Below are 11101 nucleotides of genomic sequence, written 5' to 3'. Positions count from 1 at the left end.
GCCGGCGCCGGTCGTCGTAGCGGTACGCGGCGCCGTGGCGGGTATAGGCATGGGCCTCGCTCTGGCCGGCGACATTCTGGTCGCCAGCCAGAGCGCGTCGTTCACTCTCGCCTACTCCGGGGTCGGACTGTCCCCCGACGGCGGCACAAGCTGGCTGCTCCCTCGCCTCGTCGGTCCCCGTCGCGCGGCAGAGTTCGCGCTGACCAAGCGCTCCCTTTCAGCCGCCGAGGCTCTCGACTGGGGGCTTGTCACCCAAGTCGTCGAGGACAGCCGGCTCGATGACGCGGTCGGGGCGGTCGTGGAGCAGCTGACGGCTGTTCCACCGGGCGCGCTGGCCCGGACGAAGAAGCTGCTCGCGGAAGCAGGGCAGCACTCGTTCGACGAGCATCTCGATCTGGAAGCGGCGGCAATCGCGGAGTCAGCGGTGGACGCGCAGTCACGGGCGCTGGTCGCGGCCTTCATCAGCGCTCGGCGCTCCCGGGCACGGTAGCCCGTCCGTGTCCACCGAATGACCGCCACCTGTGTCCGCCGGCCGCTGTTCGTCTGGAGGGCCAAAAGCAGCGCGATCATGTTTTTCTCGCGCTGCCGGAGGCCCAGGTCCTCCAGCCACTCAGAGCAGTTCGATCTCGGCTCCCAAGACGCGCGCCGCGTCGTGGCGTCCCGACCTCTGCGTCGGCAACCAACAGCGGGTGTCGAGCACGGCGCGAGCGGTGCGTTCCACCAGCTCCCGGGAGAACGCATCGTGATCGACAAGGACGATCACGAGATCGGCGGCGGCGATCTCCTCGGCGTCCGCCTCGACCAGGGCAACCCCCGATGGCAGGCATGACTCGTCGACATGGGGGTCCGCGGCCCGTACGTCCGCGCCGAGCCCGGCGAGCAGAGCGGCGACCCGCACCGCCGAGGACTCCCGGGCGTCACCGGTGTTCTTCTTGTAGGCCAGCCCCAGCAGCAGGATGCGGCTGCCGTTCACCGCGCTGCGCCTGCGGTTGAGTATCTCCAGGACCCGGCGCACGACATGGTCGGGCATGTGGTCGTTGACGTCGTTGGCGAGTTCGACGAAACGGAAGCTGCGCCCGAGGCTGCGCCGTACCCGCCACGACAGGTAGGAGGGGTCGATGGGCAGGCAGTGCCCGCCGACCCCGGGGCCGGGGGTGAACCGCAGGAAGCCGAACGGCTTGGTGGATGCCGCTTCGATCGCCTCCCACACGTCGACACCGAGCTCATGGGCGAACATCGCCAGCTCGTTCACCAGGGCGATGTTGACATGGCGGAAGGTGTTCTCCAGCAGCTTGGTCAGCTCCGCGGTGCGGACCGAGGCCACCGGCACAGTCGTCTCGACGATCGAGCCGTAGAAGGCCCGCACGGCTTGCAGGGAGTGCTCGTCGATGCCGGAGACCACCTTCGGGGTGTTGACCAGGTTCCAGCTCTGGTTGCCGGGATCTATCCGCTCGGGCGAGTAGCCGAGGAAGAACGAGTCCCCGGCCACGAGCCCTGAGGTCTCCTCCAGCAGCGGCCCGAACAGCTCGTCGGTGGTGCCGGGATAGGTCGTGGACTCCAGTATCACCGTCGCCCCTGGCCGCAGCCGCGGCCCGAGGCTGCGCCCGGAGCTCTCGATGTAGGAAAGATCCGGGATGCCTTCACGCAGCGGGGTCGGGACGGTCACCACCGCAACGTCGAATCCGAACGCGTCCTGGTAGCTCGATGACGCCTGGTAACGGCCGCTACTGATCGCGGCGGCGACGACCGTGTCCGGGATGTCCTCCACGTAGGACTCGCCGCTGGTAAGCCGTTTGACCCGTCCCTCGTCCACCTCGATCCCGACCACGGACCAGCCGACTTCGACGGCCCGCATCGCCAGGGGCAGACCCACATAGCCCTGGCCGACCACGACGAGCTTTCCGTAAATCTTCATAAGCAGAGCGTGACATACCGAACCGACACCAAAGCGGAAGCATGCTACGTGTCGCGCCGCAAGCTCAAGACCATGAACAGACAACACCTGACAGCCAACAGACAACCAACCGGCGCAGACGGCGCCACAAGGCCTCGGGCAGTCCCACGACACCGGCAGCCGTCACAACGCCGGAGCCATCACGATCCCGACAGCGATGTCGGACGCGACACGACGAACACCGACCCACACTAGTAGTAATGTTTCTGCTACCGAATGTAACTCTCTCGATCTTCGACAAGAGCCGGCCCCAGACGGCCGAAGGCAGCGCGACCATGCTCTTTCCGCGCCGCCGGAGGCCCAGGCCCCGGACCACCAAGAGGCGGCGGACGACGTGGTGCTTTCGGCAGCCATCGCACTTCTGATCACTGCGATCACGACACCGGTCGTGATCGCAGTGATGCGGCGTCTCGCCGTCGTGGACACCGTGACCGAGCGATCGTCACACTTGGTACCCACCTACCGGGGTGGCGGGGTGGCCATCGCCCTCGGTCTGTTCGCGGGAATGCTGGTACCCATCGTCAACCCGGACGTGGACGCCCCCGCCGACCTGTTCACCGTGGTTGTGGCGGCGTCGTTGTTCGGTCTGCTCGGCCTCGCCGAGGACACCCATGGCGTGGCCGCCCTTCGTCGACTCGGCCTGCAGATGGTGGCGGCAGCCGTGACGATTGCCGCCTGGGTCGTCGTCGCACAGCCTGATCTGCCGGTCGCCACCATCCCCCTGGTCGCCTGCGCGGCCCTGGTGTGGATCGCCGGCTTCACCAACGCCTTCAACTTCATGGACGGCATCAACGGCATCTCGTCAGCCCAGACCCTGCTGACCGGCGTGGCCTTCGCCATCATCGGGCACCGTAGCGGCCTTGACTTCCTCACCTACGGCGGAGCCATGGCAGCCGGGGCCGCACTCGGCTTCGGCCCCTACAACTTCCCGCGAGCAAGGATATTTCTCGGTGACGTAGGCAGCTACGCCCTTGGCGCGCTGATCGCCGTCCTGGCGCTGCTGGCCGTCGGGCACGGTGTGCGACCCGACGCCGTTGTCGCCCCGTTGCTGGTCTACCTCGCGGACACCTCCTGTACGCTGCTGCGGCGGGTAAGGTCCGGTCAGGTCTGGTATGCGCCGCACCGCGGCCACGTATACCAGCTACTCACGGTCGCAGGATGGTCGCATACCCGCGCAACGCTCGTGGTCTCCTCGGTCACCGTGGCAACCGCCGGCCTCGGACTAGTGATCTACAGTGCCGACGTGGCGGTACGGGTGGCGGCCGACATCGTCGCCATCCTGCTCGTCCGGGGTTATCTTCTCCTCCCCCGACATGTCGCCCGCGGGCAGCAACAGCCCCGGGCCAGTGCGACCGCACCCGGCCGGCACCGGGCCGCGAAGGTTGGCGGACGAAACGAACCGCTGCACAACACCCCCGCGGTGTGAGGACCCTGCACGGTGATGGCACCCACGCACACACCCCATGAACATGCGGTCGTCGGCGCTGCCCCGCCGTGGCACATACTGATCGTGTGTACGGGGAATCTGTGTCGATCACCGATGGCCCAGTACCTCGCCGCCGCGTTGTTACAGGCTGGTCTGGGCACCGCCGCGTCCGGAGTGATCGTTACCAGCGCCGGAACCCGCGCACGTGACGGCACACCCATGCATCCCCACGCCGCATCCGTACTGGCCGGTCGCGGTCTTGACCCACGTGGTTTCGCAACACGCCGCCTGGACGCCAGGCTGATCGGCAGCGCCGACCTGGTGCTGTGCGCGGAGCGCGAACACCGCGCAACCGTCGTGACGGCCGCACCAAAAGTCGTCAGCCGCACCTTCACACTGCGAGAATTCACCCGGGTGACCGCCGGAATCAAGCCCGTTGACATCAGTCCGGACAGCGCCCGCCTGGACGAGGCCCGCCCGAGCAACGCCCACCTGAGCAACAGCCACCCGGACGAAGCCCTCGTGAACGGCACCCCCGCGAGCGGGGTTCCGGTCTCCCGGGACAGAGTCCGGATGTGCTGCGAGGCTCTTGTCGCCCGTGCACTGGCACGCCGCGGTCTTCGTCCGCCCGCGGACCCCGCCGATGCCGACATCCCCGACCCGATCGGATCGCCGGTCGAGGCGTTCCGGCTGTGCGCCGAACAGATCAGCGACGCGTTGGCCCAGCCGCTGGAGCTGCTGGCTCGTGCCGTGAACATTACCGGCTAGACGACGACAGCGACGACAACGACGACGGTGGCTGCGACAGCGGTGGCTGCGGCGCCGGTGCCGACAGCGGCGCCGGCACCGGCGCCGGCCGGGACGGACGGGTACGCCGGGCCCACTGCCGCAGCCAGGGAAGAACCTGCTCACCGACCATGGGAGGCGAGACGAAGTAGCCCTGTGCCTCGTCACATCCCCAGCCCGCCAGCAGCGCCCATGACCTGTCCGTCTCGACACCCTCAGCGACCATCCGCAGGTGCAGGGTGTGCGCCAGAGCGACCGTCGATCGGACGATCTCCCCGGCCGCGGGGTTGCGCTCGATGTCCCGCAGAAAGGCCCGGTCGAGCTTGATCTCGTCCGCGGGAAGATCCCGCAGGTAGGCCAGGGAGCAGTAGCCGCTGCCGTAGTCGTCGAGGCTGACCCGCACGCCGAGCGCACGCAGCCGGGCGAGGGTGTGCTGCGCGCTTTCCCGCTGCGTCATCAGGGAATCCTCAGTGATCTCCACACAGAGCGCGGACGGGGGGACGCCCGCCCCGCCGAGCGCGTCATGAACACCGTGGACGAAGTCGGGGTCGACGATCACGGGTGCGGGCACGTTCACCGACACCGACAGCTTCGCCCCGGCCGCGTGCCAGCGCGCGCAGTCCGCGAGCGCGGTCGTGAGGACCTGTCCGGTCAGCTTGGGCATCAGACCGGCGGCCTGCATGTCGGGGAGGAAGGTGTCGGGCGGGCGGATTCCCTCGACCGGATGCCGCCAGCGCACCAACGCCTCCATCCCGGTGATACGTCCTGTGCGCAGGTCGGCCTTGGGCTGGTAGTGCGGTTCGATCTGCCCGCTCTGCAGGCACGTGCGCAGCTCGGCGCGCAGCCGTAGCCGGGCCGGGCTGATCCGGCCGCAGCTCGTGTCATACACGCGGTGGCCGGCGGGTGACTTCTTCGCCTCCCCCAGGGCGGAGGTGGCGTTGCGCAGGAGTTCGAACACGTCCCGACCGTGATCGGGAGCGATCGCGATGCCGATGCTCGCCTCGACCGGCACCGGCATGCCGGCCAGCATGACCGGCTCCCGGAGGGCGTCACGGACGCTGACCGCCGCGGCTTGCGCTCGCTCGGTGCCCGCGCTGCGCAGCAGTACCGCGAACTCGTCCCCGCCGATCCTTGCGACGAGGTCGCCGGAGCATCCGCTCGCGCGGACCCGCTGGCCCACCTTGACCAGCAGACGATCGCCCTGCTCGTGACCGAGGCTGCTGTTGATCTCGCCGAAACGGTCGATGTTGATCAGCATCAACGCACCGGCGACATGGCCGGAGCGCTCCGGCTCGCCCCGGCCTCGGCCCCGCCCCTGACCCTGGCGTCGCGCCGGGCGGCCGTCGGAGTGTTCCCCGAGCAACCGCGCGGCCTGACCGAGAAATCCGTGACGGTTGGCAAGGCCCGTCAGCTCATCGGTGTTCGCGAACTCGTCGCCGACGCGTTTTCCCCGCAGCCGGCACAGTAACAGCATGGTCGTCGCGATCACGATCAGGATCAGCAGACACGCCAGGCCGGTGAACCACCGACCGAACCCCCCGTGCAGGGTCGTCCAGACCACCAATGCCGTCGAGGCTGCCGTCCAGACGACCAGCGTGGCCGCGACAGCCCACGGGCAAACCGGAAGCACCGGTGTGGCGCGTCCGGTCGTCCGGTCGGTCAGGCGACCGATCAGGCGACCGATCGGGTCCGCGACCGGGCGAATCGACCGGTGGGACAGGCGATCCCGCAGCGCGTATCCGTCCGGGCTCCGGTGTCGGGCCCGACGCTCGGGCGCGAACAACGTCACCATTGCGCTGATGGTCTGGTAACGGGATCCCGGCCGGTGCGGCCGCTGATGTCTGCAGGCATCGATTCCCCTGAAATCCGGACTTGGGTGCTCTTGGTAAGCGGTCCGAGAGTAACGCGTCGGACTCGCCCGGTATGGATGAACTCCGCTTTCCGGAGAGGGACTTCTCAGCCTGCGACCAGGCAATTCCCGGCCATCCACGCGATATTAGGCGCAGGGAGTCGCCAGCGCCCACAGCGTGGTCTGCTTGAGAGCTCACAACGTGGTCCGTCCGGAGCACGGTCCGCTTACACCACTTGCGTTACTTACATCGGTGGACGCTTACAGCATCGGATGCTTAGACCAGCGGAGGCTTACACCAGCGGATCTGTCATCCGCGGCAGCGGGGAGGAATTCCGCAGACCAACATCAGAAATACTTTCGACGGACTCGGCGAGGATGTCGGTCGGCCGCCGGCCGCGACATCCGTAATCGCCGGCGAGCAGTATCTCGGCGATCCGTTCACCAGCGTGTCCGTCCCACAGCGCGGGCCGCCGCGGCCGTGGTGGGCAGGCGAGTACGTCAGCTGCCGCTGCCACGATCCGCTCGGGATCGGTGCCGATGACCTGATTAGTACCCTCAGCGACAGTAATTTCTCGTTCAGTTGTGTCGCGCAACGTCAGGCACGGCACCCCCAGGACAGTCGTCTCCTCCTGGACCCCGCCCGAGTCCGTCAGGACGACACGCGCGCCGGCCTGCAGGGCGAGGAAGTCGAGATAGCCGGCGGGCGGGAGCGTGGTCACGCCCGCCGGCAACCGGCCCTCGACTCGGGCGCGGGTCCGGGGATGCAGGGGGAACACCAGGGGGCACCGCTCGGCCACGGTCCCGAGCGCGCCGAGCAGCCTCGCAAGGACACCCGGGTCGTCGACGTTGGCCGGGCGATGCAGGGTGACCAGCCCGTACTCGCCCGCGCGCAGACCGAGCCGGGACAGTGTCGGGCGGGCCCGCGCCCGTTCGATGTTCGCCAGCAGGGTGTCGACCATGACGTTGCCGACGAGATGTATCTGGTCGGGCCGGTAGCCCTCCCGGCGGAGGTTGCCGGCGGCGTCCGGCGAGGTGGCGAACAGAAGATCGGAGACCCGGTCGGCCACGACACGATTGACCTCCTCGGGCATGGACCAGTCCCGGCTGCGCAGCCCGGCCTCGACATGGGCGAGCGGGATGCCGGACTTGGCCGCGACCAGCGCGCAGGCAAGTGTGGAGTTGACGTCGCCGACCACCACGACGACGTCCGGGCGGACGAGGGCGAGCAGCGGCTCGAAGGCCGTCATGACCCCGGCGGTCTGGCCGGCATGGCTGCCCGAGCCGACGTCGAGGAAGTGGTCGGGGGCCCGCAGGCCGAGCTCGTCGAAGAACACCCCGCTCATCGCGGCGTCGTAGTGCTGACCGGTGTGCACGAGCGTGGTGACGGCACCACGACCTACGGTTGCGGCCAGTACCGGCGCGACCTTCATGAAGTTGGGCCGAGCACCGGCGACGAAGAGTACATGCACGACGGAACTCCCTACTTAGAGCGTCAAACCGACCGTCGAGCGGCCGTCGAACCAGCGGCCGTCGAACCAGCAGCCGGCCGGCTGGACGGCTGGACGGCTTGTCCCTTGCCGGACGTCTTTGAGGCGAGTAGCCGGATCGCCGCGCCCGACGTGTGCATACGGATCGTATCCAGTCGACTACGATAAGCTCTGTCACACCGACAGTACGTTTCCCACGCCATCTCGTACTCAGGAGACAACCGTGAAGTTCGCCCACATCGCGTACGCGGCGTCGAGGTAGCTACGGTGACCGAACCAGCAGGCCAGCGACCGCTGCGCGTACTCCTGATCACCCATTACTTCCCGCCCGAGGTCGGTGCCCCGCAGGCCCGCCTCGCCGAGACGGCACAGGCATGGGCGGCGGACGGCCTCGACGTCACGGTCCTGACCGGGATGCCCAACCACCCCACTGGCATCGTGCCGCCGGAGTACCGCGGCGCACGGCGGCGGATCGAACATCGCGACGGCTACCGTGTGATACGGACGTGGATATACGCCACCCCGAACGAGGGCATCGCCCGCCGGACCCTGTCCCACCTGTCGTTCATGGCGACCAGCGTGCTGCTCGGCGGGCGTCATACCGGCGCGGCCGACGTCGTGGTCGTCTCGTCCCCGACGTTCTTCCCGCTCGGCTCGGCGTGGCTGCTGGCCCGGCTGCGGCGCGCACGCCTGGTGGTCGAGGTCCGCGACCTGTGGCCGGCGATCTTCGTGCAGCTCGGCGTCCTGCGCAACCGCCGGGTCATAGCCGCGCTCGAACACCTGGAGATGGCCGCCTACCGAGCCGCCGACGCCGTCGTCACCGTGACCGACGGTTTCCGGGACGACATCGTCGGACGCGGCATACCCGCGGGCAAGGTCCACACGATCCACAACGGGGCCGACCTGAGCCGCTTCAGCCCATCCAACTCGCCGTCCCCGGCGGAGTCGCCGTCCCCGGCGCTACGCGACCGTCTCGGCGCGCGCACCGGCGACACCCTCGTCGTCTACATCGGGGCCCACGGCATCTCCCAGGGCCTGGTCTCGGTAGTGGACGCCGCAGCCGAACTCGCCCGGGATCCGGTACACCCGGTGCACGTCGCCCTCGTCGGCGAGGGAGCCGACCGGGCACGGGTCGCCGACCGGGTCACCGAGCTCGGACTCACCAACGTCACCATGTTGCCCGCGGTCAGCCGCGACGAGGTCCCGGCCATCGTCGCCGCGGCCGACATCTGCCTGGTCCCCCTGCGGGACGTGCCGCTGTTCTCCACCTTCATCCCGTCGAAGATGTTCGAGCTGCTCGCCGCCGGACGGCCGGTCATCGGGGCGCTCACCGGCGAGGCCGCCCGGATCCTCTCCGAGGCGGGCGGGGTCGTCGTCCCGCCCGAAAACCCGCTGGAACTGGCCGGCGCGATCCGCACCCTGGCCGCGGACCCGGCCCGGCGCGCGGCAATGAGCGAGCGGGGCCACGCCTACGTGGCGACACGTTTCGACCGCCTGGTACTGGCCCGTCGGTACCGCCGCCTCCTCGAGGAGGTAGCGGGCCGTACGGTCGCCGTCCCCCGGCAGCGGAGCGCGGACACGGTCGAGCCGTACCAACCGGCGACCGATCCGGTGACCGATCCTGCGCAGGCGGTAGAGGCGTCCGGCGCATCCGAACCTTCCGGGTCCACATCTTCGGAGTTCGAGCCTTCGGACGCATCCTGGATCGCCGAAATCGCCGGGCACCGGGAACGCGCATGAGATTGGTGGTGACCGGCGGAACCGGGTTTCTCGGGCGCCGGGTGGTCGCAGACGCGATCCGGGAAGGGCATCACATCACCGGACTCGCCCGCAGCGCAGCGGCCGTTCGCGCCCTTGAACGCGCGGGCGCGCAGGCCGTTCCGGGCGATCTTGACGACCCCGCCTCGGTGGACGCCGCGTTTCGGGCCGCCAAGGGCGACGTACTGATCAACATTGCCTCCCTCGGATTCGGGCACGCGAACGTGATCGTGTCGGCGGCCGAGGCGGCCGGGCTAAATCGGGCGATCTTCATCTCCACCACCGCAATCTTCACGACGCTCCCCGCCGCGACAAAGCAGATCCGGACGGAAGCCGAAAAAACGGTCACCAGCAGCAGCCTCGGCTGGACGATCCTGCGACCTACCATGATCTACGGAGGCCCGGACGACCGGAACATGGCGCGGCTGCTGGCCGCGCTGCGCCGATCCCCGCTACTGCCCCTGCCCGGTGGTGGCAAACGCCTGCAGCAGCCCGTCCACGTCGACGATCTCGCCTCCGCTGTGCTGGCGGCGGTACGGCTGGACGCTTCCATCGGCCGCTCCTACACCATCGCCGGGCCGGAAGCGCTGACCTTCCGGAAGGTCGTTGAGGAGGCCGGCGCCGCGGTCGGACGCCGGGTGGTCACCGTCACGCTCCCGCTGCGCACCACGCTCGCTGTGGCCCGCGGATACGAACGGCTGGCGGCCCGTCCGCTGCTGCGCGCCGAACAGATCGCCCGGCTCGCCGAGGACAAGGCGTTCTCGATCGCCGACGCAGCCACCGACCTCGGCTTCGCGCCGCGGCCGTTCGACCAGGGCATCCGAGCCGAAGCGGCGCTACTGACATGACCGACCTTCGTGACGTGACCGGCCTGCACAATCCGTCGGGCCCCGAGGTTGCGACCGCGGTCAGCGGCGTCCCCACCGACGCCGGGCCGTCCGTCACCCACCGCGACGAGCCCACACGGGAGAGGAGACAGCCTGCCGGACCGGCGGCTTCCCGCTTCCCCACAGCTACCACAGGCGTCCAGCCGGGCCGGTACCTGCGGACCGTGCGGCACCTGCGGCCGCAACAGATCACCGCCCGCGTACGCCTTCGCGGCCAGCGGGCCTTCGCCCGGCGCTTCCCCTGGACGACCGATCGCCTGCTGCGCCTGGCCGCGCCGGAGATCGGCTGCTGGCCGCCCTCCTTCATACCGTTCGACGGCCGCTGCGACGCGGCCTGGCCGGACCCGGCCGAGATCCTCGAGGGAGCGCTGACCCTGCTCGGCCACACCCGCCGCCTGCACCCCCGGGGCGGCAGCCCGTCCGAGCTCGACTGGGAACAGGCGAGCGCACCACTGCTGTGGCGCTACCACCTGCATTACTGGGACTGGGCCTGGTCGCTGACAGCCCACGGTGACCGCGACGAGGCCCGGGCCGCCTTCGCCCGGCTCTACACGTCCTGGCGGACCGCCACAATGATCGACAGCGGCCGGATCGGGATGCCTGACGGCGGCCGGGTAGCGATGCCCCACGGCGGCAGAGCCGCGACACCCGATGGCGGGAGAGCCGCGACGCTCCATGGCGGCACCGCATGGGCGCCCTATGTCGTGTCCCTGCGCGCGTGGACGCTGTGCGGGCTGTTCGAGCCGCTCGCGCGGGACAGCGCGGTCGGTTCGACCGTGCGTGCCGACCTCGGCCGGCACGAGGCCTTCCTGCGGTTGCACCTGGAGACCGATGTCGGTGGCAACCATCTGGTCAAGAACCTCAAGGCCCTGATCGGGCTGGCGGTGGCCGGCGGGAACACGGCGGACCGCCGGCGGTGGGTCGAGAAGCTGCGCGGCGAGGTCCGCCGGC

At 69.4% G+C, this 11101-nt stretch carries 8 protein-coding genes and 1 pseudogene; 6 read left to right on the top strand and 3 right to left on the bottom strand.

What is annotated here, in order from left to right:
- Positions 1-490, top strand: a 490-nt coding sequence (locus DD1DGNOD_RS09220; protein ID WP_206443046.1) for an enoyl-CoA hydratase/isomerase family protein, incomplete at its 5' end; no start/stop codon positions are given.
- 120 nt (positions 491-610) lie between these two features.
- On the opposite strand, the gene DD1DGNOD_RS09215 is transcribed toward DD1DGNOD_RS09220, so the two are convergent.
- Positions 611-1915: a nucleotide sugar dehydrogenase gene (locus DD1DGNOD_RS09215; protein WP_131769900.1), complete on the bottom strand. Its 1305-nt coding sequence runs from the start codon at positions 1913-1915 to the stop codon at positions 611-613.
- A 376-nt stretch (positions 1916-2291) separates the two neighbouring features.
- Here DD1DGNOD_RS09215 and DD1DGNOD_RS09210 point away from each other — a divergent pair, with 376 nt between their 5' ends.
- Both DD1DGNOD_RS09210 and DD1DGNOD_RS09205 read left to right on the top strand, forming a co-directional pair.
- Positions 2292-3380 (top strand): MraY family glycosyltransferase, encoded by a 1089-nt coding sequence (locus tag DD1DGNOD_RS09210; protein WP_241251373.1) that lies wholly within the window; start codon positions 2292-2294, stop codon positions 3378-3380.
- 15 nt (positions 3381-3395) lie between these two features.
- Complete coding sequence (locus DD1DGNOD_RS09205; protein ID WP_131769899.1) at positions 3396-4148, top strand: protein tyrosine phosphatase; 753 nt, start codon at positions 3396-3398, stop codon at positions 4146-4148.
- Here DD1DGNOD_RS09205 and DD1DGNOD_RS09200 read toward each other — a convergent pair.
- Positions 4138-5958 (bottom strand): putative bifunctional diguanylate cyclase/phosphodiesterase, encoded by a 1821-nt coding sequence (locus DD1DGNOD_RS09200; protein WP_206443045.1) that lies wholly within the window; start codon positions 5956-5958, stop codon positions 4138-4140. The two genes, DD1DGNOD_RS09205 and DD1DGNOD_RS09200, sit on opposite strands and share 11 nt — an antisense overlap.
- 350 nt (positions 5959-6308) lie before the next feature.
- Positions 6309-7487 carry a non-hydrolyzing UDP-N-acetylglucosamine 2-epimerase gene (gene wecB / locus DD1DGNOD_RS09195; protein ID WP_241255594.1) on the bottom strand — a complete coding sequence of 393 codons (1179 nt, stop codon included), beginning with the start codon at positions 7485-7487 and terminating at the stop codon, positions 6309-6311.
- A gap of 285 nt (positions 7488-7772) precedes the next feature.
- On the opposite strand from wecB, the gene DD1DGNOD_RS09190 reads away from it, so the two are divergent.
- The 3 genes and pseudogenes from DD1DGNOD_RS09190 to DD1DGNOD_RS09180 all read left to right on the top strand — a co-directional run.
- On the top strand, positions 7773-9245 hold the full coding sequence (locus DD1DGNOD_RS09190; protein WP_241255593.1) for a glycosyltransferase family 4 protein: 1473 nt from the start codon (positions 7773-7775) through the stop codon (positions 9243-9245).
- Positions 9242-10111 carry an SDR family oxidoreductase gene (locus tag DD1DGNOD_RS09185; protein ID WP_131766192.1) on the top strand — a complete coding sequence of 290 codons (870 nt, stop codon included), beginning with the start codon at positions 9242-9244 and terminating at the stop codon, positions 10109-10111. The genes DD1DGNOD_RS09190 and DD1DGNOD_RS09185 overlap by 4 nt, the downstream gene beginning before the upstream one ends.
- Positions 10108-11101: pseudogene (locus DD1DGNOD_RS09180) on the top strand (hypothetical protein); the annotation flags it as partial. The gene DD1DGNOD_RS09185 and the pseudogene DD1DGNOD_RS09180, both read left to right, overlap by 4 nt.

This window comes from Candidatus Protofrankia californiensis (genome assembly GCF_900634765.1).
GTDB lineage: Bacteria > Actinomycetota > Actinomycetes > Frankiales > Frankiaceae > Protofrankia > Protofrankia californiensis.
The sequence above is the reverse complement of the archived record's forward strand: the minus strand, read 5'-3'. Positions and strand labels throughout refer to the sequence as shown.